Consider the following 25521-nt stretch of genomic DNA (forward strand, 5'->3'; position numbering starts at 1 on the left):
GGCGCGTCGCCCCTACACAGGGATGACAGACAGAAAGGCCAAACCATGCAGTTCAAAGAAGACCTCGCCGCCGCAATCGGGAACACCCCACTGATCAAGCTTCGTGCCGCGTCAGAGGCAACTGGCTGCACCATCTTGGGCAAGGCTGAATTCATGAACCCCGGTCAGTCGGTCAAAGACCGTGCTGCGCTTTACATCATCAAGGACGCGATTGCGCGTGGTGATCTGAAACCAGGTGGCACGATTGTCGAAGGCACTGCAGGGAATACAGGCATCGGCCTCGCTCTGGTTGGCGCCTCGATGGGCTTTAAGACCGTGATTGTTATTCCTGAGACCCAGTCGCAGGAAAAGAAAGACATGCTGCGCCTTGCGGGTGCGGAATTGGTTCAGGTGCCTGCTGCACCCTATAAGAACCCGAACAACTACGTACGCTACTCTGGCCGTCTGGCCGAAGAACTCGCGAAAACCACGCCAGAGGGTGTGATCTGGGCGAACCAGTTCGACAACACTGCGAACCGTCAGGCACATATCGAAACCACTGGGCCTGAGATTTGGGAACAGACAGGCGGCAAAGTCGACGGCTTTATCTGTGCGGTAGGGTCGGGCGGTACGCTCGCGGGCGTTGGCATGGCGCTCCAGCCCAAAGGCGTGAAGATCGGCCTTGCTGATCCGATGGGCGCTGCGCTGCACAGCTTCTACACCACGGGCGAATTGGCGTCCGAGGGCACCTCGATCACCGAAGGCATCGGTCAGGGCCGCATCACAGCGAACCTCGAAGGCTTCACCCCCGATATGTCCTACCAGATCCCTGATGAAGAGGCGCTGCCTGTTGTCTTTGACATGCTCGAACACGAAGGGCTCTGCCTCGGTGGGTCGTCTGGCGTGAATGTCGCGGGTGCGATCCGCATGGCCAAAGAGATGGGGCCGGGCCACACGATCGTGACGATCCTGTGTGACTACGGCACGCGCTACCAGTCTAAACTCTTTAACCCTGATTTCCTCAAATCGAAGGGCCTTCCGGTTCCCGGATGGATGGAGCACGGACCGTCCTCTATCCCAGGCGTGTTCGAAGATTGATGTCAGCGCTTCGGGCTATTGTCGTAGCAATGGTGGCATGGTTGGCCGTTGTGCCAGCCCTTTCCTTTGCTCAAGTCATTGGCCCGCAGCTTCCTGATACTATCGTCGAGGGTGCGCCAGATTACACTGCATGGGACCGTGTTGCGACACGGGCTGAACGGTCGTTAGAATCGGGCGCGGTATCAACCTTTGCATTGGACAGACTGCGCGCTGAACTCGCGGGATGGCGCGATCAATTTTTGGACGCGCAATCGCTGAATGCGTCACGGATTGCGACAGTTCGTGCGCAGCTCGATGCACTGGGTGCGGCTCCTGCGGATGGAGAGACAGAGCCGCTCGCCATTTCGACACGTCGGACCGAGTTGAACGGTCAACTGAATCGCCTACGGTCGCCTGTGATCCTCGCCCAAGAGGCACACACGCGTTCGAATGGTTTGATCGGAGAGATCGACGCCGTGATGCGGATGCGCGAGGCAGAGCGTTTGACGACCCGTGGCGCAACGCCCGCCGACCCCGCGAACTGGTCGCTGGCGATCACTGCGATTTGGCAGGGTCTTTCGGCGGTGGTAGTTGAGAGCAAAGCCAAATTCGCCACCAGCTTTAAGAACGGCACCATTTGGAGCGATCTTTTCGGCGCGGCTGGCCTCATGATCCTTGTGTCTATCGGCTTGTTCTGGCGGTCGCGGTCATGGGTCATGGCCCTGAACCGTCAGGTGACAGAGCGGAACCTACGCGGCGCGGACGTTTGGAAATTCGTTGTATCGCTTGGCTTGATTGCGCTGCCCTATATCGCGGTTTTGCTGCTGACAGAGGCTCTCGCCGCGACGCAAATCTTGGGGTTTCGCGGGACGACGATCTTGTCGGCGCTTCCTAGTGCGGCAATGTATGTGATCGTCGGGCGCTGGCTGTCGATGCAGTTCTTTAGCGTGATTGAAGGCGAAAAAGGCCCCTTGTGTATGTCCGCCGACGACCGTCTACGCGGCCGTCGTATCCTTCAACGGTTGTTCTGGGCATTGGCTATTGGTGCGGTCATGGTCGCCGTGGTCGGAGTGGGCGATACCACCGGATTGGCCGGCACTGTCGTGTTGTTCCCGATCGAACTCGTGGCCTCTGTGTTCCTGTTCCAATTCGGTCGACTGATCGTTCATCACTGCAAAGATGGAGACGATCCTGAGGTCTATCGCAATCGCATCATATCGGTGCTCGGTCAGGCGGTGACGATTGTCGCGGTTCTGTCGCCGATCCTTGCCATTGCTGGCTATTCGAGCGGTGCACAGGCGCTGTTGTATCCAACGGTGAACACGCTCGCTGTTCTAGCGGTGGTTCTATTGCTGCAGCGGTTAGTGCTCGACCTCTATGTGATGCTGACGGGAGCAGTAGATACTGCAGCCGAAGCCTTGATCCCTGTCCTGATCGGCTTTGCGCTACTTCTTCTCTCTGTTCCGCTCTTGGCTTTGATTTGGGGCGCGCGCGAGGCGGACCTTCTCGAAGTGTGGACCCGTTTCCGCGAGGGCTTTACCCTCGGTGATACGCGGATTTCACCGACCGACTTCTTAACTTTCGTTGTGATCTTTGGCGCGGGCTACGCGATGACGCGTTTTGTTCAGGGAACGCTGCGGTCCACAGTTCTACCAAAGACAAAGCTGGATATTGGCGGGCAGAACGCGGTTGTCTCTGGCCTTGGGTATTTGGGTATCTTCCTTTCTGCCGTTATTGCGATCACGACTGCAGGCATTGACCTATCGAGCCTCGCGATTGTCGCCGGTGCGCTCTCTGTCGGTATCGGTTTTGGTTTGCAGACCATCGTGTCGAACTTTGTCTCTGGCATCATACTTTTGATCGAACGTCCGATCTCTGAGGGGGATTGGATCGAAGTGAACGGCCAGATGGGTATCGTTCGAGACATCTCTGTGCGTGCAACGCGGATTGAGACGTTTGACCGTCAGGACGTTATTGTGCCGAACGCGGATCTCGTGAGCGGACAGGTGACGAACTGGACCAGAGGCAGCCTAGCTGGTCGTATCACCGTAAGTGTCGGCGTGGCCTACGGCACGGATACCAAACGGGTTGAGGCGATCCTGCGCGAAATCGCAGAAGCCCATCCGATGGTTGTCATTTGCCCAGCCACTAATGTGTTGTTCGTAGGATTCGGGGCAGATAGCCTTGATTTCGAAATTCGGGCTGTGTTGCGGGACGTCTATTTCTCGGTCGTGACAAAATCCGAAATTCACCATGCGATCGCCGAACGCTTTGCCGCCGAAGGTATCGAAATTCCATTTGCGCAGCGCGACATCTGGCTGCGTAACCCCGAAGCCCTACATCCCCGATCGGACCAAGACCCGGAGACCTGATATGACCCAGCCGTTGTTTCGTGATGATGCCTATTGCCGTTCCACAACTGGGACCGTGAGGTCATTGACCGAAGAAGGCGGGATCGTTCTGGATGCGACGATTTTCTATCCAACGGCGGGCGGTCAGCCTGGGGATAGCGGGCAGCTGACCTGGGATGGCGGTCAGATGAAGATCGCGACCACGATCAAAGGGGAGGGCGATGATATCGTTCTGGTTCCGGCAGAGCCTGCGCCATTGCCACCCGTTGGTACCACAGTCACGCAGGAAATTCAGTGGGACCGTCGGTATCGTCTGATGCGGGTTCACACAGCGTTGCACCTTTTATCTGTTGTGATTCCGCTCCCTGTGACGGGCGGGTCGATTGGCGTGGACAAAGGGCGGCTCGATTTCGATATGCCCGAAGCGCCGAGCGATAAAGAAGCGCTAGAGACCGCGCTGAACCACCTGATCGCGGGGGATCATCGGGTAACGGACGAATACATCACAGATGCAGAACTCGACGCAAATCCTGAACTGGTCAAGACGATGTCGGTCCAGCCGCCGCGTGGGTCTGGGCGCATCCGATTGGTGCGGATCGGTGAGGGCGAACAGACCGTCGATTTGCAGCCCTGTGGCGGCACTCATGTTGCGTGGACCTCGGAAATCGGGGCCGTTCGGATCGGGAAAATCGAAAAGAAAGGCGCGCAGAACCGTCGCGTTTCCATTCACATCGAATAAGACGCCGATTCAGTGCGGAATTTTTGCAAGAGGCTCTTGCATTCCCTAATCCGTTGCGGCTAAACCCCGCGTCACGGACAGGTGGCCGAGTGGTCGAAGGCGCACGCCTGGAAAGTGTGTAGGCGGGAGACCGTCTCCAGGGTTCGAATCCCTGTCTGTCCGCCACTTCCCTTAAATGTCAAATTGATGCGGTTTCAGGCCGTCAGTTTGGTGTGGATCATGGCCGTTACGCGCTCGGCATAGGCCTCTGGTGTGAGCCCACGTTTGCGCCATTTGCCGCGTTTGACATACCAGTCTTGAAGCAGTGGTTTCAGCAGCGCCGCGTCGAGTTGCGCGTCGTCTGTTTGATAAATCCTGTCATTAGCTCCTTGTTCGATGACTTTCGCGAACACGGTTTCGGTTTCCGCCTCACTCTGAACCGCGCGGGCGCGTTGTTCGGGCGGAAACGATTTGGCCTCAAGGTAAGCGAAAACGAACCAATCCGTCATAGCTTCGGTCATGAGGATATGGCGATGAATAAGCCATTCGAGTTGGTCTTTGACGGGCAGGGCAGGCGGTAGGATCAATTGCGCGGTGGCCGTGGAAATCACGGTCTCTAGAACCATGGAGAGAAGCGTCTCTTTGCTGTCAAAATAGGCGTAAAGGCCGCCCATGCTCAGGCCGGTATCATTTGCGATGTCGCGCATGCTGGTGGCGTGAAATCCGTTGCGGTTCGATAGGCGCAGCACCGATTCCACAATCCTCGATAGCTTCGCTGCGGCCACATCTGGTTTGCGAACCTTGATCGTGTCGGCATGCCGTTCCAGCATCTGCCGACAAAGGGCATCCATCGACAAATCGTCGGTGATGCGGGCGTCAGGGGTGGTCGATGTCCGTAGCGTCATGGGGTCTTTTCATAGGTGAAGTCTTGTGTATTGTAAATCTATCGAACGCTCGTTCGAAATATCTTTGGGGAGGAAGATATGCTGAAAGGACGCAAGGCGCTGGTCACTGGCGCATCAAGCGGGCTTGGCGCGCACTTCGCGCAAGTGCTCGCGGCGCAGGGGGCGGAAGTCACGCTGGGCGCACGTCGTTTGGCGGAATTGCAGGGCGTTTGTGAGAAGATCACCAACATTGGGGGCAGGGCCAAAGCCGTGCGGTTGGATGTCACCGATGCAGCCAGCGTTGCCGAAGTTTGCGCAGAGCCGTTCGATATTGTCGTCAATAACGCGGGCATTTCTGCAGCGGGGCCAGCGATGGACTATTCGGAAGCGGAGTGGGACCGCACGATGGATATCAATCTCAAGGGTGCCTTCCTCGTGAGCCAAGCCGCTGCCCAAAAGATGAAAGACAACGGCGGCGGATCGATTATCAACATCGCCTCTATCCTTGGCTTGCGGGTTGCTGGCACGGTTGCGGCCTACGCCACGTCCAAGGCCGCATTGGTTCAAATGACCAAGGCCACCGCACTGGAATGGGCGCGCTATGGCATCCGTGTGAATGCGCTGTGCCCTGGGTACATTGAGACGCCGTTGAATACCGATTTCTTTGCGACCGATGCAGGGCAAGCGTTGATCAAACGTATCCCGCAACGGCGGCTTGGTCGGTTGCAGGATTTAGATGGGCCGCTTCTGCTGCTCGCGTCAGATGCAGGGGCCTACATGACAGGGTCCGAGATCGCCGTTGACGGCGGGCATCTGGTTTCATCGCTTTAAGGAGGGACACATGGATTTCACGATTACAAAAGAGGTCGAAACGCTCCGCCTAGAGATCGCAGCGTTTGTGAATGATCGGATCATCCCTCTCGAGGGAGATCCGGCGAATTATGATGAGCACGGGAATATCCATCCCGATCAGTTGGAGCGCCTTAGAGCCGAGGCCAAGGCTCAAGGTCTGTGGTGCCTCCAACTGCGGCCTGAAACAGGCGGGCGCGGTCTGGGCAAAATGGGCATGGCGGTTTGCTATGAAGAAATGAACCGTTCGATCTTTGGTCCTGTAGTGTTCAATTCCGCCGCGCCCGATGACGGGAATATGATGGTGCTAGAGGCGCTTGGCACGCCTGAGCAAAAGGCCAAATGGCTTGCTCCTATTGTTGAGGGAAAGGTGCGCTCTGCTTTTGCGATGACCGAACCGCATCCGGGTGGCGGGTCTGATCCGGGGATGATGCTGACCCGCGCAGAACGGCAGGGCGATCACTATGTTGTCCATGGACATAAGTGGTTCATAACAGGGGCCGAAGGGGCGGAGCATTTTATTCTTCTTGCTCGCACCTCTGACGATGCCCGCCGTGGCCACACAGCGTTTCTGTTCCACAAGGATCAACCCGGTTGGGAAATCACCCGCCGCATCCCGATCATGGGGCCCGAAGAGCATGGCGGCCATTGCGAAATCCGCTTTGACGGTCTGAAAATCCCTGTTGAGGATGTTCTGATGGAGGAGGGTCGCGGGCTCAAAGTCACGCAAACCCGTCTGGGGCCTGCGCGTTTGACCCATTGTATGCGGTGGCTCGGTCTATCGAAACGGTGTCTGGAAATCGCGACCGAATATGCTGAACGGCGCGAAGGGTTCGGGCAGCGGCTTATCGACCGCGAAAGCGTGCAACTGATGCTGGGTGATCTGGCAATGCGGATCGAAGTGGGCCGTATGCTGGTGATGAAAGCGGCATGGGAGATTGATCGCGGGAACTTTGCCAAGAAAGAGATTTCAATGGCTAAAATACAGGTTGCAAACATCCTCCATGACGCAGCGGACCGTGCGATCCAGATTAACGGTGCGCGTGGATATTCAAAGGATACCGTCCTCGAATGGATTTACCGCTACGCCCGTCAGGCCCGTTTGGTCGATGGTGCGGATGAGGTGCATAAGATGGTGCTGACCCGTGATCTGATCGCCAATGGACGCGATTTCTGGAAATGGTCGGTGGAGGGCGAATGATGTTTTCGGCATCACACCTCAGCCCATCTCAGGCAAACCATGTGCCTATGACGCCGCTCGATATGCTCGACCGAACTGTGGCGGAGCAGCCAGATGCATTGGCCATCGTTTGGGGCGAACAACGGATCACTTGGGCAGAGTTCGATGCGATGGTGCAGCGCCTTGCTGGGCGGTTGCGCGATTTGGGTGTTGGCAAGGGCGATGTGGTTTCGGTCATCGCGGGCAATATCCCAGAAATGCTTGCGGCGCATTTTGCCGTTCCGACTTTGGGTGCGGTTCTAAATGCGATCAACACGCGGCTCGATGCCGATACCGTGCAGTTCATCGTGCGGCATTGCGAGGCCAAAGTTCTGATCACCGACGCACCGCGTGCTGATCTAGGCCGCGCGTCGGATACGCTGCCTGTTCATGTGTTTGGGAAGGATTTCGACATCGCATCGGGGCGATTGCCCGAACGGATCGATTGGCGCGGTGTGGTGACTGATGACTGGCAGCCGATTGCCTTGAATTATACGTCGGGCACGACTGGCAATCCCAAGGGCGTCGTTCTGCACCATCGGGGTGCTTATATGAACGCGCTCGGCAATGCGGATGCCTTGGGGTTCGACCGCGATACGGTCTATCTCTGGACGCTGCCCTTGTTCCATTGCAACGGATGGTGCCACGGCTGGGCTGTGACCTCTGCGGGCGGGACGCATGTGTGCCTTGATGGGGTAGACCCGTCACAGGTCTACAGCGCGATTGAGGATCATGGCGTCACGACTTTCTTCTGCGCACCTGTTGTGCTCTACATGCTGCTCGACCATCCAGATCGGGTAAAACGGTCAGCTACGTCGCGTCCAGTTAAGGTCGGAACGGGTGGTGCAGCTCCGACCTCCTCCTTGATCGAGAGGATGGATGCCTTGGCGTTCGATCTGTCTCACCTCTATGGGCTGACCGAATGCTACGGCCCTGCAACCGTGAACCATTTGCCACATAAATTGCGCGAGGCAAAGGCGAGCGTTCGGGCGAAATACCTTGCCTCGCAAGGGAAGCGTCATACGACGGCCTGTGTCCTCAGGGTCTTTGATGAGGCTGATCAAGAGGTTCCGCACGACGGCGAAACGACGGGTGAGATCGTTTTGCGCGGGAACACCCTCATGGCGGGTTATCTGAAAAATCCCGATGCGACGGCCGAGGCGCTCCGCGATGGTTGGTTCCGCACGGGTGACCTCGCCGTGGTGTTGCCAGATGGTCGTTTGATGATCAAAGACCGAGCAAAGGACATCATCATTACGGGTGGGGAAAACGTATCGTCGATTGAGGTCGAGGATGTTTTGCATCGCTGCGAGGCTGTTGCGCTGGCGGCTGTGGTCGCGGCGCCTCATGAAAAATGGGGCGAAACGCCTTGTGCATTTATCGAATTGCGGGACGGTGGAACCATTGAAGAGGTCGAGGCGCATTGTCGCGAACACCTCGCAGGGTTCAAGCGGCCACGGTATTTCGTGCCGCGTTCGATCCCGAAAACCGCTACGGGGAAGGTTCAGAAGTTAATCCTGCGCCAAGAGGCCAAAGAGCGATTTGGCGGAGGGGACCTGTGATGGATCAATCGACCCTACATGGATTTCTCGACGCTACATTTGGCTCTGCGGATCTGTCGGAACTGACCAAGATTTCAGGCGGCCAGTCCAACCCAACATACTTTGTCACCCACGGCGGCCGCCGTATGGTTCTGCGTAAACAACCCGATGGACCGATCCTAAAAGGCGCACATGCGATTGATCGTGAATATCGGGTGATGAATGCACTGGGCGCCCAAGGCGTGCCAGTGCCCAAAACGATCCTATTTCATGAAGACGCCGAAACGCTCGGTACACCGTTCTATTTGATGGAGCGTTTGGATGGGCGTGTGTTCGAAGATTGTAGCCTGCCTGACATGACGCCGGATGAACGCCGTGCGATCTATCTGGGTATGGCGGATGCGATGGCGAAAATGCACAGTGTTGTGCCGTCAGAGGCGGGTCTGGGCGATTATGGTCCGCCGGGAAATTACTTTGAACGGCAAGTGCGTCGGTGGTCGAAACAGCTCTTTGCATCGACTGGCGAGACCATCCCTGATCTGGAGTTCCTCGCCAATTGGCTGACAGAAAACCAACCCGACGATGATGGTGAATTGGCCGTGGCTCATGGTGATTTTCGTCTGGGGAACCTCATGTTCCATCCGACAGAGCCACGGGTGATTGCGATCCTTGATTGGGAGCTGTCTACGCTCGGCCATCCGATGGCGGATTTGGGGTTCTGTTCGATGACATGGCATTCGGCGCCAGAGGAATACGGCGGGATATTGGGGCTCGATTGGGCGGCTCTGGGCATTCCAACCAAAGAGGAGTTCGCGGCACGTTATTTTGAAACAGCCAAAACGGCAGCGCGGCTCAGCGATTTCCATGTAATATTTTCTTTGTTCCGCTTTGCCGTGATCTTTGTCGGTATTCGGGACCGCGTGGCACAAGGCACAGCGACGGCGTCGAATGCCGCAGATATGGCACCTCTGGCGCGAGCATTCGCTAAGCGCGCAAGGGACTTGGTTGGCTGATTTTTGGCTAAAAGACAGTTGGTTAAATGTTTGCCCTAACCTGATCGAGGTCAATGCGCCGGCGTTGCAGGTTCATTTACCTATTGCACTTAGGCCGCCACGGGCGATGACTTGTTAGTGAGTGGACAGAGCCGCATTCCGAAAGGACAACGCCGTGAGCATTCTATGTAGTCTACCGATCATTGCTGGTTTGCTATCGGGCTGTAGCGACGGTGCGTCTTTCGCGACGGGTTATGTCGAAGGGGATTACACCCTTGTTGCGCCCGTCAGTGTGGCGCAGGTCCGCGAGATTACCGTGGCGCGGGGTGATCAGATTGCGGCCGATACGGTGATGGTCGCGATGGAACGCCACGATGCCGAGATTGCGTTGGCTGAGGCGCAGGCGAATGTGGCGCAGGCAGAAAGCCAGCTCGCCAACTTGCAAGAGGGGGCTCGGCCTGAGGAAATCGCGGTGATCGAGGCGAACCTTGCCTCGGCGACTTTGCAAGCGGATGAGTCGAACCGCGAACGGGATCGGTTAGAGCAGCTTTTCACCCGTGGCGTGATCACAGATGCCCAGCGCGACGATGCGATTACGGCGGCACAGGTTGCTGCGTCCAAAGTTGCTGTCGTTTCCGCTGAATTGGCGGTGGCGCGACTTCCCGCCCGTCCGCAAGCCATCGCGCAGGCGGAGGCTGTCGTGGCCGCGGCCAATGCGGCCTTGAATCGGGCCGAATGGCAGCTAGAGCAGCGCGAGTTGTCCCTGTCGGTGCCTGTCACCGTGGTCGATATTCTGCGCCAAGAGGGCGAGATCGCAGGCCCAACTGCGCCTGTGTTATCGGTTCTGCCTCAGGGCGCTGTGAAATTGCGCCTCTACGTGCCTGAAACGTCTTATGCGTTGATTTCAGTCGGGGATATGCTCACGGTCGAATGTGATGGTTGCGCCGAGGGACTGACCGCCACGATTAGCTATATCGCCAGCGATCCAGAGTTCACGCCGCCTGTCATTTACTCGGTCGAGAACCGTCAAAAGCTGGTGTATTTGATCGAGGCTCGCCCGACATCGGATCACGACCTTAATCCGGGGCAGATCGTAAATGTGCGGTTGCCATGAGTGACCTCGCCATATCGGTCAGTGGTCTGACCAAGCGGTTCGGTGAAAAGACCGTCGTGAACAACGTCAGCCTTGATGTTCGCAAGGGCGAGATCATGGGGTTTCTTGGTCCAAACGGGTCAGGCAAGACGACGACCATTCGGTTGATGTGTGGGCTGTTGGAGCCAGACAGTGGCGAAGGCCGCGTCTTGGGGCATGACATCCGAACCGAGCGTCGCGCTATCAAACGCAAGGTCGGCTACATGACACAACGGTTTTCGTTCTACGAGGACCTGACGATTGCAGAAAACCTGAGCTTTGTCGCGGGGCTCTATGGGATGTCGCCGAAACGGCAAGTCGTGCGCGATACGATTGCCGATCTCGGTCTGACGGCGCGCAAGGATCAACTGGCGGGGTCGCTCTCGGGCGGGTGGAAGCAGCGTTTGGCCTTGGCGGCCTGCATTATGCACAAACCTGCGCTCCTGATGTTGGATGAACCGACGGCGGGCGTTGATCCAAAGGCGCGACGCGAGTTTTGGGACGAAATCCATGCCTTGGCGCATGGTGGTCTGACTGTGTTGGTCTCTACGCACTACATGGACGAGGCGGAACGCTGTCACCGCATTTCCTACATCTCTTACGGTGATCTGATCGCACAAGGCACCGTGCCAGAGGTCGTCCAAGGGGCGGCGCTTACCACCTATGTTGTGACGGGTGGCGACACGGCACAGGCCGCGCGGCTTTTGCGCGGCGCTGCTGGTGTCGATCAAGTAGCGCCTTTTGGCGCAACGTTGCACGTCGTTGGGCGGGATGCGATGGCTCTGAAAACCAGCGTGGATACGGTCGCGTTTCAGACAGGTAGCCACGCCGAATTGTCTGACACCAGCCTAGAGGATGTGTTTATCCAACTGATGGGTGCGGCGCAGGACAATATGCAATGAACAGGTTCTTTTCGCTCCATCGGCTTGTCGCGCTTTTGATAAAGGAAATGATCCAGATGCGGCGGGATCGTGTGACCTTTGCGATGATGCTGGGTGTGCCGTTGATGCAGTTGATGCTCTTTGGCTTTGCGATCAATACCGATCCCAAGGCGCTGCCTGCCGCGCTCGTGTCCCCGACTCAAGACCGTTATACACGCGCGATGGTCACGGCATTGGAACTGACGGGCTATTATCGGTTCATCGCCCCAAATGCGACCGAGGGTGAGGCCGAGGATATGATATCCCGTGGCGAGGTCGCTTTTGTCGTGACGGTGCCGTCTGATTTCGGACGACGGATTGAGCGGGGCGACCAAGCGAGCATTCTGATCGAGGCGGATGCGACGGACCCGTCGGTGGCCTCTGGTGCGATCTCAACACTCAGCACGGTCGCGAATTCTGCGCTGTTGAGGGAGGCAGGGCAGGGTCAGGCCTCGTCGAACGGGACAGAGATCATCGTGCATCGCCGCTACAATCCCGAAGGCATCACGCAATACAACATCGTCCCTGGTTTGCTCGGGGTGATCCTGCAGTTGACGATGGTGATGATGACCGCGATGGCGCTGACGCGGGAGGTGGAGCGAGGCACGATGGAGAACCTCCTGTCGATGCCCGCAAATCCGCTTGAGATCATGCTGGGCAAGGTGGTGCCCTATCTCATCGTAGGCGCGGTGCAGGTCGTCGTGGTTCTGGTGGCTGCAAAACTGGTGTTCAGTGTGCCGTTCGTGGGTTCGCTCTCGCTCGTGCTAGCGGGGGTATTCGTGTTCGTGCTGGCATTGGTGATCTTGGGGTATCTGTTGTCCACGGTGTCACGAACCCAAATGCAGGCGATGCAGCTTACCTTCTTTTTCTTTCTGCCATCGCTTTTGCTCTCTGGGTTCATGTTCCCATATCGTGGGATGCCAGATTGGGCGCAGGTGATAGGTGAGATATTCCCGCTTACGCATTTCTTGCGGCTTATTCGTGCGGTGATGCTTAAGGGTGCGGATTTTTCAGCGGTTGCAGGACCGTTCTTTGCGCTGGTCCTCTTTGCTTTTGGGCTGGCAGTTCTGGCGCTGTTCAGGTTCCGTAGGACACTCGACTAGGGATAAAACCCGCAGGCTAGTATGATTAACCTAAATGGGGTGTTGATGGACGTTGCCCCCGTAGCCTGAATAAGCTATCGCAGCGGCAAGCTAGCTAGGGGACTCTCATGACCAAGAAAAACGGCCTGACTTACGCAGACGCGGGTGTGGATATCGACGCAGGCAATACGCTTGTTGAACGGATCAAACCTGCCGCGAAACGCACGGCCCGTTCGGGTGTTATGGCGGGTCTGGGCGGTTTTGGCGCTCTGTTCGACCTCAAGGGCGCGGGTTATGTGGATCCGATCCTCGTTGCGGCAACCGACGGCGTTGGCACGAAACTCCGCATCGCCATCGATACGGGCAACGTTGATACCGTTGGCATCGACCTCGTTGCGATGTGCGTGAACGACCTCGTGTGTCAGGGTGCAGAGCCTCTGTTCTTCCTTGACTATTTCGCGACAGGTAAACTGGACGTGGACAGCGCGACCCGCATCATCAACGGCATCGCAAAGGGCTGTGAAGACAGCGGTTGCGCGTTGATCGGTGGTGAAACCGCTGAAATGCCCGGCATGTATCATGATGGCGATTTCGACCTCGCTGGTTTTGCCGTTGGTGCGATGGAGCGTGGCGCTGATCTGCCCGCTGGCGTTCAGGTCGGTGACGTTCTGTTGGGTCTTGGTTCCAACGGCGTGCACTCGAACGGCTATTCCTTCGTGCGCAAGGTTGTTGAACTCTCTGGCCTCGGCTGGGACGCGGCGAGCCCGTTTTCTGACGGCACACTGGGTGAGGCACTTCTCGCGCCGACCCGTCTTTATGTGAAACAAGCTCTGGCGGCTGTGCGGGCAGGGGGCGTTCACGCTCTCGCCCACATCACAGGTGGTGGTCTGACTGAAAACCTGCCACGCGTTCTGCCTGACGATATGGGTGCAACGATCGACCTGTCGTCGTGGGAGCTTCCTGCGGTGTTCCGTTGGTTGGCTGAAACCGCCAACATGGAAGAAAAAGAACTGCTGAAAACCTTCAACTCTGGCATCGGTATGATCGTTGTCGTTGCGGCTGATCGCGCGGACGAAATCGCTGCGCTGCTGACCGCTGAAGGCGAAGCTGTGACCCGCATCGGCACCGTGACCGATCAGGCTGGCGTGACTTACACAGGCAAACTTCTGTGACCAAACGCGTTGCAATCCTGATTTCTGGCGGCGGCTCCAACATGGTGTCGCTGGTAAAGGATATGCAATCGGGCGATCACCCAGCGACGCCTGTTTTGGTTGTTTCAAACGTCGCTGATGCTGGCGGTCTACAAAAGGCCGCTGATCTGGGCGTGGCGACCGCTGTCGTCGATCACAAACCATTCGGCAAAGACCGCGAGGCGTTCGAAGCTGAATTGACCCGCGTATTGGAAGAGGCCAAGCCCGACATTATTTGTTGTGCAGGTTTCATGCGTATCCTGACCGAAAGGTTCACGAGCCACTGGGGTGGTCGGATGCTCAATATCCATCCGTCGCTTTTGCCCAAATATAAAGGCCTGCACACGCACCAACGCGCGCTTGAGGCGGGCGATACTGAACATGGCTGTTCCGTGCATGAAGTCACGGCAGAGCTGGATGGTGGGCCGATCCTCGGTCAAGCAAAGATCGCGATTGAGGCAGGCGATACCGCCGATACCCTCGCGTCACTTTTGCTGACATGGGAACACAAACTCTATCCCGCGGTCCTGCGTCGCTATGCGGTTGGGGATCGTACTCCTCTGTTTCTAGGGTAACTTTCCTTTGTTGGTGAATTGCCTTAAAGATATCGATCAAGAGCAGTTTACGGACTTAGTATGAAGACGATCACCACGACCGAGGCGCTGGCCGCCTTTTGCGCAGAAGCCGCCAAACGTCCCTATGTGACTGTCGATACAGAGTTTTTGCGTGAACGCACGTATTACTCCAAACTTTGCCTTCTTCAGATGGCGTATCAGGACGACGCTGGGTCGGATGCTGTGCTGGTTGATCCGCTGGTGGAAGGCTTGTCGCTCGAACCCGTCTATGACCTTTTCCGTAATACGGATGTGGTGAAGGTGTTCCACGCGGCGCGTCAGGACCTCGAGATTTTCTTTGTCGAAGGCGGCGTGATCCCTGAGCCGCTGTTTGATACCCAAGTTGCTGCGATGGTTTGCGGCTACGGCGAACAGGTCGGGTATGAGACATTGGTGCGCAAGATCGCCAATGCATCGCTCGATAAATCGTCACGTTTCACCGATTGGTCGCGGCGTCCGCTGACCGATGCGCAGTTGACCTATGCGCTGGCCGACGTGACGCACTTGCGCGACATTTACGAGGTTCTGTCCAAACGCCTTGCCAAATCGGGACGTGAACGTTGGGTGTCCGAGGAAATGGCTGTCCTCAAGGACCCAGACACCTATCGCACCCATCCCGAAGATGCGTGGATGCGCGTCAAAACCCGCACCAATTCGGGCAAGTTCCTGTCGATCGTCAAAGAGTTGGCGCGCTTCCGCGAGGAATTCGCCCAGACCCGCAACATCCCGCGCAGTCGTGTGTATAAAGATGATGCGTTGGTGGAATTGGCCTCGACCAAACCCGAGAACGAAAAAGACCTCGCGCGGTCTCGATTGTTGCTGCGCGAAGCTCGCAAGGGCGAGATTGCCGATGGTATCTTGGCCGCTGTGAAAGCTGGTATTGCGACCCCGCCCGAAAAGGCGCCAAAGCCTGATCTGACCCGTGAAAAGCTACAGGTGAATCCTGCGATCGCGGACCTTCTACGCGTGCTGTTGAAAGCTAAAGCCGAAGAAGAAGGCGTTGCGCAAAAACTGATCGCGACCTCTGCAGACCTCGATGCGATTGCAGCGGGCGAACGTGATGTGCCTGCCTTGTCCGGCTGGCGTCGTGAGGTCTTTGGCGAAGAGGCGCTGCTCTTGTGTCAGGGTAAGGTTGCGCTGGCGACCAAGGGCACCAATGTGGTGACGATCCGCCTTTAACGGCGGGCCGTCAAAGTATTCCCAGCACCTTTGACGATTACGGATCGGATACCTGCTAGGTCACCCGCCGACAAAACCGTTGCGGCTGTGATAGTGCGGGATGCAGCGGTGCCTTCGATTTCAAAGCGGGCAGGGCGTTCGACGCGGAACGCATAGGTCGCTGTGCCGTTCTGGATGCTCTCGAGGACCAGTTCCGCATTGAAATAGCCTTGGGTCGGGGCAACGCCTGTCGCACGCAAGATCGCGCCCGATGGGGTTTGTGCTATTTCGGCAGAGATCACCTGCGCGATCAGATCGCGGCTATCGACGACAACCACGTCACGTTTGGTTGGGACCAAGGGCTGTGTGGCTTGCGGTGCGGTGGCGACAGGTGCTTCACGATCTTTGTTGAACCAATTCATCGGGTTCACGGGCGATCCTGCCAAACGGGAACACCCCGAAACTGTCAGAACCAGACAAGCAGCCATCCCGATGGGTCGCAACATTGGAATTTCCTTTCCCGTATCGTTGCCAAAGGGATAACGGGATTGAACCGAGTTGAAAAGCACCCTCTGGACGTTTCATGTGATGCCACCTAAGTCATGGGGCAACAGAAAGGACGCATTATGGCCACGCAAGCATTCGAAGACATCGCCGATACCTTTGATTTCCTAGACGACTGGGAAGATCGCTATCGTCATGTCATCGAATTGGGCAAGGCGATGCCGCCGCTTGAAGATGCGTTCAAAGTGCCCGCAACCAAGGTTGAAGGCTGTGCGTCGCAGGTTTGGCTCGTGCCTGAGATTTCAGATGGCGTATTTCGGTTCCGTGGGGAAAGCGACGCGATGATCGTACGAGGTCTCGTGGCGATCCTTGGGGCGCTATATAACGAAGTGCCAGTGTCTGAGGTGCTCTCGATTGACGCTCATGCAGAACTGGGGCGGCTTGGCCTGAATGACCACCTGTCTGCGCAGCGGTCTAACGGTGTCCGCGCGATGGTCGAACGTATTCGGGCGGTTGCGGCTGCGGCCTAATCAATCCCCATTTGCCTAAAGAAAAACCCCGCCAGTGGCGGGGTTTTGTGTTTCTTAGAACGGGATCTCGTCGTCGATGTTCGATCCGCCGCCTTGGTTGCTGGAGCCACCAGACGAACGGTCGTCGTAGCCACCGTAACCACCATCAGCGGGCGGGCCATCGTAGCCACCGCCAGCACCGCCACCGCTGCCGCCATCACCACGACCGCCAAGCAGGGTCAGGTTGCCGCCGTAAGGGCGCAGAACGACTTCGGTCGAGTAACGGTCGGCGCCAGATTGGTCCTGCCATTTGCGGGTTTCCAACTGGCCTTCGATGTAAACGGTCGAACCTTTTCGCAGATATTGCTCTGCAATGCGGCCCAGCGCTTCGTTAAAGATCGCGACAGAGTGCCATTCGGTGCGTTCGCGGCGTTCGCCAGTGTTGCGGTCTTTCCAGGTTTCCGACGTTGCGATGCGCAGGTTCACAACCTTGCCGCCGTTGGAAAAGGTGCGAACCTCTGGGTCACGACCAAGATTGCCGATGATGATAACTTTGTTCACGGATCCGGCCATGCCGCGTCCCCCTCGAATCTGAAAATACCGTTTCAGACGTTACATCACTCCAGCGGCGTTAATGAAACCCCAATATCGGGGCGGACGACCTAAACTTCGGTCATAGGAGCCTCTAACCGCAGGTCTAAGACGGGCATATGCAACCGCAGTGCAATACCAATGGTTGAGAGGGCAGGGCAATTGATCAGCAACGGATCACGGTGATCCGTTCACATCAATTTCGGAGATTACCCTATGACCTTCAAATCCATCCTCGCTGCATCTGTTCTCTCGTTCGCTGTTGCTGGCGCTGCAGTCGCTGGTTCGCCCGTTTCTGACGAAGTCAAAGCACAGGCAACCGCTGCTTTGACCGCGCAGGGTTACGAAGTGCGTTCCGTGCAAATGGAAGACGGCATGATCGAAGCCTACGCGATCAAAGATGGCAAAGCGTTTGAGGTCTACCTCGATGCAGACATGAACATCATCGAAGTCAAAAACTAATCACCTGCGGTTGGACGGCGCGAACTCCCTTTTGCGCCGTCCCCGTAATGCCAGCATCAGGAGGCCACTATGAAAAACGTCAAAGTTTGGGACCCGCTTGTCAGGATATTTCACTGGTCCTTGGTGATTTGTTTTACCTCGAACGCGTTGATCACCGATCCAGAGTCCCAGCTGCATCGTCAGATTGGCTATGTGGTCGCAGGGCTGGTCGCATTTCGGATCATCTGGGGCTTTATCGGGTCGCGTCACGCGCGGTTCCGTGATTTTCCCCCGAGCATCTCTGGCTCTGTGGGTCAGCTGTCTGACATGGCGACGGGTCGGAAGCGGTTACACGTGGGCCATACGCCCCTTGGTGCGCTGATGATCTATAACTTGATTGTGACCCTGATTGGAATCGCGATTACTGGATATATGATGACAACCCTGCGGTTCTGGGGCATCGAGTGGGTCAAAGAACTGCATGAGATTTGCGTGACATGGGCGGAATTTTCCGTCGTTGCACATATCGCCGCAGTTGTCTGGGAAAGCCGCCGTACCGGTGTCAACCTTCCCAAAGCTATGGTAACTGGATCAAAGACGCTCCCGACGGAAGTTTAACGAATGTCGTCAAAGACCAAGCCCGATAAAACGACCATCGGCCTTTTGGCTCTCATCGTGACCCAGTCGGCCTGTAGTGTGTTTTTCCTCTCTGACGCGGTTGCTGATATCATCGCTGACGGCATGGCGGCCCTGAATGACGTGCATCTACATGTCGAAATGGTTGCCACACTGTCGCTGATCGTGGCGGTGATATTAGAAGGTCGGTTTCTGGTTCGGTTGCTGCGCAGAAATGCCCATGCCGAACGGGGGCTATCGATCGCCTCTGGTGCTCTTCATGATTTGATGGAGCAGTATTTCCACGAATGGGGGCTTACACCGTCCGAGGCGGATGTCGCGACTTTTGCGATCAAGGGGCTGGATATCGCCGAGATTGCCGAACTGCGCGGAACGGCTGAGGGAACGGTCAAGGCGCACCTCAACGCGATCTACCGCAAATCTGGGACCTCTGGGCGCGGCGCGTTGTTGGGGCTTTTGGTTGATGATCTACTTGCGCAGCCTCTTATCGAACGCAAAGAACCGCCGAAGGACATGCCAAAAGCTGGCGGACTAGCCTAAAATGCACTAAGTTACGCAGCGGATTGGATGAGCCGAGGCCATTTATGCGTAAATTGAGTGTGTTAGCCGCTTTTGTCTTGTCAGGCCTGAGCGGAGTTGCCGGTGCGGATAGTGTGTCCACATCGTCAAGAATGGCGTTGTTTCAAAGCCAAACCGCGATCCTCGATGGTCGTGCGTCTGAGCAATATTCCAACTCTATCCGCCTTCAACCCGAGGAGTTCCGCGTTCCGACGATCAATGGGCCCGAATTTCTGGGCAGCTATAGCGGTCCTTATCTGCAAATGGCGCGGGCGGCGGCGAACCGTTATGGAATACCGTCAGGACTTTTCCTGCGATTGGTCCAACAAGAAAGCGGTTGGAACCCAGGTGCGGTAAGTCCGAAAGGCGCAATTGGGCTTGCTCAATTGATGCCACAGACTGCGCGTCTCTTGGGTGTCGATCCACACGATCCCGCGGAAAACCTTGAAGGCGGGGCTCGGTATCTGCGGCAGCAATACGATCGGTTCGGGAATTGGCGGCTTGCTCTGGCGGCGTATAACGCGGGGCCAGAGGCCGTTGAACGGCACGGTGGTATTCCGCCTTATCGCGAAACCCGCAACTATGTGCGCGTGATCTACGGCAGTTAAGCCTGCGACGCCTTGCGGAATGCGCTTGGTGTCAGTTTGGTTTCGCCTTGGAAACTGCGGGTGAAATAGGCCGCGGAAGAGAAACCCAAAAGCGCCGCAATATCTTTGACCGGGATTTTCGTCATTTGAAGGAGCGTGCGGGCCTCAAACAAGATGCGGTCTTGTAATAGCGCGATGGCCGAGCGACTGCAGGTTTGGTTGCAGCAGCGGGTGAGGTGGGTCGCTGTCACCCCCAATGCGGCTGCGTAGTCCGATACACCTTTGCCCGTCGCGAAATCCCGTTCAACCAAATCCGTGTAGGCAGCGACAAGACGTGCCGATGTCGTTGCCGCCCGCGCCATGGTGTCCTTTGGCGGATTGTCGGTCAGTTGCCGTTCGATAAACACCGACAGAATACCGAGCAGATAGAGAGCCGCACGATTATGGCCTTCTTTATCCGACTTGAGTTCCCGTTCGAGCGCATCGACATGCGAGATCAGTTCTTTCTGTGCCACCACATCTCGCAGACGCATGTGCACAGGTTCCTCGGGCCAATCACCTGACATAGCCGACGGAATCGACAGCATGTAGCCAAAGACGGTTGGGCCGATCTCATAGCCAAAGAGCGTGTGGGCAGGGATGAAGATCACGTTGTTCGGACCATACCCACTGGTCAGGCCTGCAACCGTGATGCGACCCTGACCTTTGGTGAAGATCAATAGGCGCGGGGTCGGGTGACTGTGCAGGCATTCCGTCTTCCACCGCGTCGCAGGGGTAGGTTGATGCACTGCTGACAGAGCCAATCGATTTTCCAAATCGCTGAGATGGGAAAATTGGTGGCTTTGCATTGCGACTCCGAATGTTCGAATTGTGAAACAATATCGGAATTCGCAATCACCTCAAGGTTGTTCTTGTGCCATTACGGAAACATATTGTTGCCAATGCCTAGCAAGGCAATGAGATCGATGTCCAGAGTTTCATGCGATTTCTGAACCATGTTCGTTGCCGTTTTGCGTACTGACGACTCGCGATAATCGCGGCTGTGCGGGCCTCTGCGAGGGTCATTTCACCATTGAGATGGGCTATGAGTTCGGGCGCGCCAATGGCTTTGGAGGACAGATAAGCTGGGTCCCAATCAGGCAGGATCGCGCGTGCCTCGTCCAGTGCGCCTTGGTCCAGCATGATGTCAAACCGCCGCTCAATCCGATCGTTGAGCCATTCAACATCGGGCCGCAAAACAAGTGCGGTGCTCTGTTCGATGGGCAGCAGCGGCGGCGGCGTATCGTCTTGCCAGTCGGCCAACGGGCGACCTGTGGTTCGCAGAACTTCCCAAGCGCGTTGCACTCTGGCGCGATTATTCAGGTCGATCCGCGCTTTGGTTTGGTCGTCCAAGGTAGCGATGAGATCGGGCAGGGCGATTGTGTCGGCCTCGTCACGCACCTCTTTTGGAGTTGTTGGGATTTCGACCAACCCTTCAGTAAGTGCCATGAAATACAGACCGGTCCCACCGACGATGATTGGCCGTTCCGCACCAGTGAGCAGAGGCGCGACATCGCGCAGCCAATGACCTGCCGAATAGGCTCCATCAATCGGCACATGACCGTAAAGCCTATGCGGCGCCCTCGCCAAATCGCTGTCATCAGGACGTGCGGTCAATATCCGCCAGCGATCAAAGATCTGCAACGCGTCGGCATTGATGATCACACCGCCACCCGTTTCCGCAATTTCCAAGGCCAAGGCAGATTTCCCCGATGCCGTCGGTCCAGCGATCAGCACGGGCTGTTGGTCGGGAATGTCTTTGGGATCAAACACCACTCAGGGGTCCTTTTGCGGATTTATAGGCTTAGGCGCGGTTTTTCGGGTATTCGCCCATTGCACCTTTTCGCCTTTTGCGACATTTTCGCGCCCAATCAAAGACCAGTCAAAGAGGATGTCACGATGGGCGAGGCCAAACAGGTAAAGTTCAAGCGGGTCATGCTCAAGATATCAGGTGAAGCCCTGATGGGCGACACCCAGTTCGGTCTGAACCCTCCGACCGTTCAGCGTATCGCACAAGAGATTAAATCGGTTCATGATCTTGGTGTTGAAATCTGCCTCGTGATTGGTGGCGGTAACATCTTCCGCGGTCTGTCGGGCTCTGCCCAAGGCATGGAACGTACGACCGCTGACTACATGGGTATGCTCGCGACGGTGATGAACGCACTTGCGATGCAATCCGCTCTCGAAGGTTTGGGCGTGTTCACCCGCGTGATCAGCGCAATTCCGATGGATCAGGTGTGCGAACCCTACATCCGTCGCCGTGCAGTGCGTCACCTCGAGAAAAAGCGCGTTTGTATTTTCGCGGCTGGCACAGGTAACCCGTATTTTACGACCGATACTGCTGCCGCGCTTCGCGCGACCGAAATGCACTGCGAAGCGATCTTTATGGGCAAGCAGGTTGACGGCATTTACGACAGCGATCCGAAAACCAATCCAGATGCTGAGCGGTTTGATCGGGTGTCTTATGACGAAGTGCTGCGTCGCAATCTGAAGGTCGCTGACGCCTCGGCGATCGCGCTTTGCCGCGATAACAAGATGCCGCTCATTGTGTTCAACTTGAACGATGCAGGCGGTTTCTGTGGTATTCTCGCTGGTGAAGGCACCTATACAACTGTGCACGCCTAAGGCTATAGCGGTTCAAACCTACTAAGAACCCGCATGGGGAGCAGAAAATATGTCCGACGATTTTGAACTCGATACCGATGACCTGAACCGCCGCATGGAAGGCACTCTTTCGGCGCTGCGCACCGAATTTGCGTCGTTGCGCACGGGCCGTGGCTCTGCGTCGATGCTCGAACCGGTGATGGTCGATGCTTATGGTCAGATGACTCCGATTAACCAAGTTGGCACTGTGAACGTTCCAGAGCCGCGGATGGTGACGATCAACGTCTGGGACAAGGCAATGGTTGGTAAGGTCGAAAAAGCGATCCGCGAGTCGGGCCTCGGCATCAACCCGCAGCTCAACGGCACCATTATCATGCTGCCGATCCCTGAATTGAACGAAGAACGCCGCCGCGAACTGACGAAGGTCGCAGGCAGCTACGCCGAACACAGCCGCGTTGCGATCCGTAACATCCGTCGTGACGGCATGGACCAGATTAAAAAGAACAAAGACGGCATGTCCGTAGATGACCAGAAATTCTGGGAATCCGAAGTTCAGGGCATGACCGACAAATTTATTAAAAGTGTTGATGAAATGCTCGAGTCTAAACAGGCCGAGATTATGCAGGTCTAATCACCTGCACTGTGCCGGGGGGCCGAAATGACGACGCTGAATGAACCCAGCCAAGACCAAGGCCCGCGGCATGTCGCGATCATCATGGATGGCAACGGGCGGTGGGCGCAGATGCGCGGCCGCCCGCGGCTTTTCGGGCACCACGCAGGTGCGCGCCGTGTTCGTGAGATCGTCGAAGCGTGCCCTGAGAATAACGTTAAGTACCTGACGATTTTCGCGTTCTCGACCGAAAACTGGAAGCGGACCCAGACCGAAGTTGCGGGTCTTATGAAACTGTTCCGCCGTTATATCCAACGCGAGGCCCGTGAACTGTTCGAGGCTGGCATCCGTGTTCGTTTTATCGGCGATCGGATCAAGCTTGAGGATAAGCTGGTCACGCTGATGGACGAGTTGGAGCTTCTCACCGCTGGAAATGACCGTGTGCACCTCACCATTGCGATCAACTACGGTGGTCGGGATGAGGTGACCCGTGCGGCGAAACGATTGGCCTATGAGGTCGAACAGGGGCGTTTGTCGCACAAAGATGTGGATGCGGAAACGCTGTCGCGCTTCCTCGATACGCATGTTTTGCCTGATCCTGACTTGGTTATTCGCACCAGTGGCGAAGCGCGGATTTCCAACTTTCTTTTGTGGCAGTCGGCCTATTCCGAATATGAATTCGTCGACACCCTGTGGCCCGATTTTACTGCTGCCGAATTTGGTCGCGTGATGAAAGGCTACGGAAAACGTGAACGCCGATTTGGCGGCGTGAAGGTCTGATCATTGGCAGGTTTTAGAGATAATTGGCAGGACCTCGGTCCTCGCGTCGCCTCGGGCGTTGTGATGGCGGTCGTCTTTGTGGGGGCTGTCGTTTGGGGCGGTCTGCCCTTCGCTCTGCTCGTGATTGCGGCAGGCGGGCTTCTCACTTGGGAAGTCGCGCGGATGGCCCGCATTGCACAGCCCGAAGTCATTGGCCTCGTCGCGGCTGGGCTGGTTGCTGTGGCCTTGCGTCTGCCTGAATGGGCCGATGTTCTTCTCTTTGCGCTTGTTGCAGGTGCGATTTTCATGGGCGGTAAACACGACCGTAAGGTTCTCGCCATCTACGGTTTCCTTGCACTGCTGGCATGTGATGCATTCTGGCTTATTCGCGGTGAGAGCCTGCGCCTCGCACTTTGGCTCGCGCTGGTCGTAGTGGCCTCTGACGTGATGGGCTATATCGCGGGTCGCATGATCGGCGGCCCGAAATTCTGGCCCGCTGTTAGCCCCAAAAAGACATGGAGCGGGACGGTAGCTGGCTGGATTGGCGCGGCAGTCGTTGGCGTTTTGATCATGCCTCAAGCGGGTTGGATCATCGTTCTTGTGTCGGTTCTGATGTCCTTTGCGGGGCAAATGGGCGATGTAGCGGAAAGCGCGTTGAAACGTCGGGCAGGGGTCAAGGACAGCTCGAACCTCATCCCAGGGCACGGTGGTGTTTTGGACCGCTTTGACGCCCTGATGGGGGCGGCTTTGGTTGTTGAAGCCTTCATTTATATTGTTGGGCCGCAGTTTGGGGTTCATGGGTGGCGATGAGGCGTGTCTCTATCTTTGGCGCGACGGGTAGCATCGGCCAGAACACAATCGATCTTATTGCTCGCGATCCCCAAAGCTACGATGTGGTGGCTTTGACGGGCGGTCGCAATGTGGCGCAGCTTGCCCACGATGCTATTCGACTGAACGCTGACGTCGCTGTTACCTGCTTTGATGACGAACTCCCCGCGCTGCGTGATGCGTTGTCGGGGTCTGGGGTTGAGGCTGCGGCGGGTGAGGCCGCGATGCATGATGCGGCCACGCGCCCTGCGGATTGGGTGATGTCCGCAATTGTGGGCGCGGCGGGTCTAGCACCGGGATTGCGGGCGTTAGAGCAGGGCGCGACACTCGCGCTGGCCAATAAGGAATCCCTTGTTACTGCTGGGCCGCTGCTGATGAAGACAGCGCGAGATCATGGCGGTCGTGTTCTGCCCGTCGATAGCGAACACTCTGCGATTTTTCAGGGTCTCGTTGGCGAAGACATCAATGCGGTTGAACGGATCATCATCACTGCCTCAGGCGGTGCCTTCCGCGATTGGCCAATGGACGATCTGGCGAAAGCAACTGTTGAACAGGCCTCGACCCACCCGAACTGGGATATGGGTCAGCGGATCACAATAGATAGCGCCTCCATGTTCAATAAGGCGCTAGAGGTTATTGAAACCAAAGCGTTTTTTGGTGTTTTGCCCAATCAAATTGAAGTCGTCGTTCACCCTGAAAGCATGATCCACGCGCTCGTTGGGTTCCATGATGGGGCGCTGATGGCCCACGTTGGGGCGCCTGATATGCGCCACGCAATCGGCTACGCGCTTCATTGGCCTGACCGCAAACCTTTGCCTGTAGAACGGCTTGATCTGACAAAGATCGGACAGTTTACGTTCCGTGCGCCGGATCCTGACCGTTATCCTGCTTTGCCGCTCGCATGGCGGGTGATGGAAGAGGGTGGTTTGTCTGGCGCGATTTTCAATGCAGCCAAGGAGCGCGCCTTGGACCTGTTTATTGACCGTCAAATCGGGTTCCTCGATATGGCACGCGTTGTTGAACGGACAATGGACGCGATTTCGCCACGTCAGGGGCTGCAAAATGACATTCCAGACCTAGATACGATCCGTGACGCAGATAAAGAGGCCCGCCGCGTGGCTTCGCAGATGATAGAGCAGTTGGGATAAT

28 protein-coding genes and 1 tRNA gene are annotated in these 25521 nt (G+C 56.8%); 24 read left to right on the forward strand and 5 right to left on the reverse strand.

The genetic code is table 11. The features are described from left to right. The first annotated feature begins 45 nt into the window (after positions 1 to 45). From AC07ED_RS06115 to AC07ED_RS06130, 4 genes are all read left to right on the forward strand, one after another. Complete coding sequence (locus tag AC07ED_RS06115) at positions 46 to 1077, forward strand: cysteine synthase A (RefSeq protein WP_105234988.1); 1032 nt, start codon at positions 46 to 48, stop codon at positions 1075 to 1077. After that, positions 1077 to 3428, forward strand: a complete 2352-nt coding sequence (locus AC07ED_RS06120) for a DUF3772 domain-containing protein (RefSeq protein WP_105234989.1) — start codon at positions 1077 to 1079, stop codon at positions 3426 to 3428. Before AC07ED_RS06115 ends, AC07ED_RS06120 begins: the two co-directional genes overlap by 1 nt. Position 3429: 1 nt before the next feature. Then, positions 3430 to 4146, forward strand: coding sequence for an alanyl-tRNA editing protein (locus AC07ED_RS06125; RefSeq protein WP_105234990.1), 717 nt, complete (start codon positions 3430 to 3432; stop codon positions 4144 to 4146). Positions 4147 to 4221: 75 nt separating this feature from the next. Continuing rightward, a tRNA-Ser gene (locus AC07ED_RS06130) sits at positions 4222 to 4311 on the forward strand. A gap of 29 nt (positions 4312 to 4340) precedes the next feature. Here AC07ED_RS06130 and AC07ED_RS06135 read toward each other — a convergent pair. Continuing rightward, positions 4341 to 5030, reverse strand: a complete 690-nt coding sequence (locus AC07ED_RS06135; protein ID WP_105234991.1) for a TetR/AcrR family transcriptional regulator — start codon at positions 5028 to 5030, stop codon at positions 4341 to 4343. Positions 5031 to 5108: 78 nt separating this feature from the next. Between AC07ED_RS06135 and AC07ED_RS06140 the strand changes: the two genes are divergently transcribed. The 10 genes from AC07ED_RS06140 to rnd all read left to right on the forward strand — a co-directional run bounded on the left by AC07ED_RS06140 (position 5109) and on the right by rnd (position 15727). Further along, positions 5109 to 5840, forward strand: coding sequence for an SDR family NAD(P)-dependent oxidoreductase (locus AC07ED_RS06140; protein ID WP_105234992.1), 732 nt, complete (start codon positions 5109 to 5111; stop codon positions 5838 to 5840). 10 nt (positions 5841 to 5850) lie between these two features. Further along, entirely contained in the window at positions 5851 to 7059 is a 1209-nt protein-coding gene (locus AC07ED_RS06145) for an acyl-CoA dehydrogenase family protein (protein ID WP_105234993.1), read from the forward strand. Continuing rightward, positions 7059 to 8639: an AMP-binding protein gene (locus tag AC07ED_RS06150; RefSeq protein WP_105234994.1), complete on the forward strand. Its 1581-nt coding sequence runs from the start codon at positions 7059 to 7061 to the stop codon at positions 8637 to 8639. Before AC07ED_RS06145 ends, AC07ED_RS06150 begins: the two co-directional genes overlap by 1 nt. After that, a complete protein-coding gene (locus AC07ED_RS06155; protein ID WP_105234995.1) occupies positions 8639 to 9631 on the forward strand; it encodes a phosphotransferase family protein in 993 nt (330 codons plus the stop codon). The genes AC07ED_RS06150 and AC07ED_RS06155 overlap by 1 nt, the downstream gene beginning before the upstream one ends. Positions 9632 to 9785: 154 nt before the next feature. Next, positions 9786 to 10724, forward strand: coding sequence for an HlyD family secretion protein (locus tag AC07ED_RS06160; protein ID WP_105234996.1), 939 nt, complete (start codon positions 9786 to 9788; stop codon positions 10722 to 10724). Further along, a complete protein-coding gene (locus tag AC07ED_RS06165; protein WP_105234997.1) occupies positions 10721 to 11644 on the forward strand; it encodes an ABC transporter ATP-binding protein in 924 nt (307 codons plus the stop codon). Before AC07ED_RS06160 ends, AC07ED_RS06165 begins: the two co-directional genes overlap by 4 nt. Next, complete coding sequence (locus AC07ED_RS06170) at positions 11641 to 12765, forward strand: ABC transporter permease (protein WP_105234998.1); 1125 nt, start codon at positions 11641 to 11643, stop codon at positions 12763 to 12765. The genes AC07ED_RS06165 and AC07ED_RS06170 overlap by 4 nt, the downstream gene beginning before the upstream one ends. Before the next feature lie 107 nt (positions 12766 to 12872). Continuing rightward, entirely contained in the window at positions 12873 to 13916 is a 1044-nt protein-coding gene (gene purM / locus AC07ED_RS06175; protein WP_105234999.1) for a phosphoribosylformylglycinamidine cyclo-ligase, read from the forward strand. Beyond that, complete coding sequence (gene purN / locus AC07ED_RS06180; RefSeq protein WP_105235000.1) at positions 13913 to 14509, forward strand: phosphoribosylglycinamide formyltransferase; 597 nt, start codon at positions 13913 to 13915, stop codon at positions 14507 to 14509. Before purM ends, purN begins: the two co-directional genes overlap by 4 nt. Positions 14510 to 14569: 60 nt before the next feature. Beyond that, positions 14570 to 15727, forward strand: a complete 1158-nt coding sequence (gene rnd, locus AC07ED_RS06185) for a ribonuclease D (protein ID WP_105235001.1) — start codon at positions 14570 to 14572, stop codon at positions 15725 to 15727. Here rnd and AC07ED_RS06190 read toward each other — a convergent pair. Further along, positions 15724 to 16212 (reverse strand): hypothetical protein, encoded by a 489-nt coding sequence (locus AC07ED_RS06190; RefSeq protein ID WP_105235002.1) that lies wholly within the window; start codon positions 16210 to 16212, stop codon positions 15724 to 15726. The genes rnd and AC07ED_RS06190 overlap by 4 nt on opposite strands. 120 nt (positions 16213 to 16332) lie before the next feature. On the opposite strand from AC07ED_RS06190, the gene AC07ED_RS06195 reads away from it, so the two are divergent. Beyond that, positions 16333 to 16740 carry a SufE family protein gene (locus AC07ED_RS06195; RefSeq protein WP_067545281.1) on the forward strand — a complete coding sequence of 136 codons (408 nt, stop codon included), beginning with the start codon at positions 16333 to 16335 and terminating at the stop codon, positions 16738 to 16740. Between the two features lie 54 nt (positions 16741 to 16794). Here AC07ED_RS06195 and ssb read toward each other — a convergent pair whose 3' ends face one another. Then, positions 16795 to 17292: a single-stranded DNA-binding protein gene (gene ssb, locus AC07ED_RS06200; protein ID WP_105235003.1), complete on the reverse strand. Its 498-nt coding sequence runs from the start codon at positions 17290 to 17292 to the stop codon at positions 16795 to 16797. A 234-nt stretch (positions 17293 to 17526) separates the two neighbouring features. Here ssb and AC07ED_RS06205 point away from each other — a divergent pair, with 234 nt between their 5' ends. The 4 genes from AC07ED_RS06205 to AC07ED_RS06220 all read left to right on the forward strand — a co-directional run bounded on the left by AC07ED_RS06205 (position 17527) and on the right by AC07ED_RS06220 (position 19553). Beyond that, complete coding sequence (locus tag AC07ED_RS06205; RefSeq protein WP_105235004.1) at positions 17527 to 17772, forward strand: PepSY domain-containing protein; 246 nt, start codon at positions 17527 to 17529, stop codon at positions 17770 to 17772. A 69-nt stretch (positions 17773 to 17841) separates the two neighbouring features. Continuing rightward, on the forward strand, positions 17842 to 18369 hold the full coding sequence (locus AC07ED_RS06210; protein WP_105235005.1) for a cytochrome b/b6 domain-containing protein: 528 nt from the start codon (positions 17842 to 17844) through the stop codon (positions 18367 to 18369). A gap of 3 nt (positions 18370 to 18372) precedes the next feature. Next, entirely contained in the window at positions 18373 to 18927 is a 555-nt protein-coding gene (locus tag AC07ED_RS06215; RefSeq protein WP_105235006.1) for a helix-turn-helix transcriptional regulator, read from the forward strand. A 44-nt stretch (positions 18928 to 18971) separates the two neighbouring features. Continuing rightward, positions 18972 to 19553 carry a lytic transglycosylase domain-containing protein gene (locus AC07ED_RS06220; protein ID WP_105235007.1) on the forward strand — a complete coding sequence of 194 codons (582 nt, stop codon included), beginning with the start codon at positions 18972 to 18974 and terminating at the stop codon, positions 19551 to 19553. Here the strand turns inward: AC07ED_RS06220 and AC07ED_RS06225 are convergent. Further along, positions 19550 to 20335: an AraC family transcriptional regulator gene (locus AC07ED_RS06225; protein WP_245918144.1), complete on the reverse strand. Its 786-nt coding sequence runs from the start codon at positions 20333 to 20335 to the stop codon at positions 19550 to 19552. The genes AC07ED_RS06220 and AC07ED_RS06225 overlap by 4 nt on opposite strands. A gap of 142 nt (positions 20336 to 20477) precedes the next feature. Beyond that, positions 20478 to 21344: a tRNA (adenosine(37)-N6)-dimethylallyltransferase MiaA gene (miaA, locus tag AC07ED_RS06230; protein ID WP_105236342.1), complete on the reverse strand. Its 867-nt coding sequence runs from the start codon at positions 21342 to 21344 to the stop codon at positions 20478 to 20480. Between the two features lie 126 nt (positions 21345 to 21470). Here miaA and pyrH point away from each other — a divergent pair, with 126 nt between their 5' ends. From pyrH to dxr, 5 genes are read left to right on the forward strand one after another with little or no spacing between them, the layout of a single operon-like run. Further along, the gene (gene pyrH, locus AC07ED_RS06235; RefSeq protein WP_105235009.1) at positions 21471 to 22196 is read left to right on the forward strand and encodes a UMP kinase; all 726 of its coding nucleotides are present in this window, start codon (positions 21471 to 21473) and stop codon (positions 22194 to 22196) included. Between the two features lie 49 nt (positions 22197 to 22245). Next, entirely contained in the window at positions 22246 to 22806 is a 561-nt protein-coding gene (frr, locus tag AC07ED_RS06240; RefSeq protein ID WP_105235010.1) for a ribosome recycling factor, read from the forward strand. Positions 22807 to 22833: 27 nt separating this feature from the next. Next, on the forward strand, positions 22834 to 23565 hold the full coding sequence (gene uppS, locus AC07ED_RS06245) for a polyprenyl diphosphate synthase (RefSeq protein WP_105235011.1): 732 nt from the start codon (positions 22834 to 22836) through the stop codon (positions 23563 to 23565). Positions 23566 to 23568: 3 nt separating this feature from the next. Further along, entirely contained in the window at positions 23569 to 24354 is a 786-nt protein-coding gene (locus AC07ED_RS06250; protein ID WP_245918145.1) for a phosphatidate cytidylyltransferase, read from the forward strand. Continuing rightward, the gene (gene dxr, locus AC07ED_RS06255) at positions 24351 to 25520 is read left to right on the forward strand and encodes a 1-deoxy-D-xylulose-5-phosphate reductoisomerase (RefSeq protein WP_105235013.1); all 1170 of its coding nucleotides are present in this window, start codon (positions 24351 to 24353) and stop codon (positions 25518 to 25520) included. Before AC07ED_RS06250 ends, dxr begins: the two co-directional genes overlap by 4 nt. The last annotated feature ends 1 nt before the right edge of the window (position 25521 follow it).

It is taken from the genome of Aestuarium zhoushanense (genome assembly GCF_056431045.1).

Excerpts from the sequence above, each read along its gene's own strand:
- AC07ED_RS06155 (WP_105234995.1), top strand. The coding sequence starts at position 8,639 with ATGGATCAATCGACCCTACATGGATTTCTCGACGCTACATTTGGCTCT.
- AC07ED_RS06120 (WP_105234989.1), top strand. The coding sequence starts at position 1,077 with ATGTCAGCGCTTCGGGCTATTGTCGTAGCAATGGTGGCATGGTTGGCC.
- AC07ED_RS06215 (WP_105235006.1), top strand. The coding sequence starts at position 18,373 with ATGTCGTCAAAGACCAAGCCCGATAAAACGACCATCGGCCTTTTGGCT.
- pyrH (WP_105235009.1), top strand. The coding sequence starts at position 21,471 with ATGGGCGAGGCCAAACAGGTAAAGTTCAAGCGGGTCATGCTCAAGATA.
- purM (WP_105234999.1), top strand. The coding sequence starts at position 12,873 with ATGACCAAGAAAAACGGCCTGACTTACGCAGACGCGGGTGTGGATATC.
- dxr (WP_105235013.1), top strand. The coding sequence starts at position 24,351 with ATGAGGCGTGTCTCTATCTTTGGCGCGACGGGTAGCATCGGCCAGAAC.
- AC07ED_RS06115 (WP_105234988.1), top strand. The coding sequence starts at position 46 with ATGCAGTTCAAAGAAGACCTCGCCGCCGCAATCGGGAACACCCCACTG.
- AC07ED_RS06135 (WP_105234991.1), bottom strand. The coding sequence starts at position 5,030 with ATGACGCTACGGACATCGACCACCCCTGACGCCCGCATCACCGACGAT.
- frr (WP_105235010.1), top strand. The coding sequence starts at position 22,246 with ATGTCCGACGATTTTGAACTCGATACCGATGACCTGAACCGCCGCATG.
- AC07ED_RS06145 (WP_105234993.1), top strand. The coding sequence starts at position 5,851 with ATGGATTTCACGATTACAAAAGAGGTCGAAACGCTCCGCCTAGAGATC.
- AC07ED_RS06205 (WP_105235004.1), top strand. The coding sequence starts at position 17,527 with ATGACCTTCAAATCCATCCTCGCTGCATCTGTTCTCTCGTTCGCTGTT.
- AC07ED_RS06125 (WP_105234990.1), top strand. The coding sequence starts at position 3,430 with ATGACCCAGCCGTTGTTTCGTGATGATGCCTATTGCCGTTCCACAACT.
- AC07ED_RS06210 (WP_105235005.1), top strand. The coding sequence starts at position 17,842 with ATGAAAAACGTCAAAGTTTGGGACCCGCTTGTCAGGATATTTCACTGG.
- rnd (WP_105235001.1), top strand. The coding sequence starts at position 14,570 with ATGAAGACGATCACCACGACCGAGGCGCTGGCCGCCTTTTGCGCAGAA.
- AC07ED_RS06170 (WP_105234998.1), top strand. The coding sequence starts at position 11,641 with ATGAACAGGTTCTTTTCGCTCCATCGGCTTGTCGCGCTTTTGATAAAG.
- AC07ED_RS06195 (WP_067545281.1), top strand. The coding sequence starts at position 16,333 with ATGGCCACGCAAGCATTCGAAGACATCGCCGATACCTTTGATTTCCTA.
- AC07ED_RS06220 (WP_105235007.1), top strand. The coding sequence starts at position 18,972 with ATGCGTAAATTGAGTGTGTTAGCCGCTTTTGTCTTGTCAGGCCTGAGC.
- uppS (WP_105235011.1), top strand. The coding sequence starts at position 22,834 with ATGACGACGCTGAATGAACCCAGCCAAGACCAAGGCCCGCGGCATGTC.
- AC07ED_RS06190 (WP_105235002.1), bottom strand. The coding sequence starts at position 16,212 with ATGTTGCGACCCATCGGGATGGCTGCTTGTCTGGTTCTGACAGTTTCG.
- AC07ED_RS06140 (WP_105234992.1), top strand. The coding sequence starts at position 5,109 with ATGCTGAAAGGACGCAAGGCGCTGGTCACTGGCGCATCAAGCGGGCTT.
- AC07ED_RS06150 (WP_105234994.1), top strand. The coding sequence starts at position 7,059 with ATGTTTTCGGCATCACACCTCAGCCCATCTCAGGCAAACCATGTGCCT.
- AC07ED_RS06165 (WP_105234997.1), top strand. The coding sequence starts at position 10,721 with ATGAGTGACCTCGCCATATCGGTCAGTGGTCTGACCAAGCGGTTCGGT.
- ssb (WP_105235003.1), bottom strand. The coding sequence starts at position 17,292 with ATGGCCGGATCCGTGAACAAAGTTATCATCATCGGCAATCTTGGTCGT.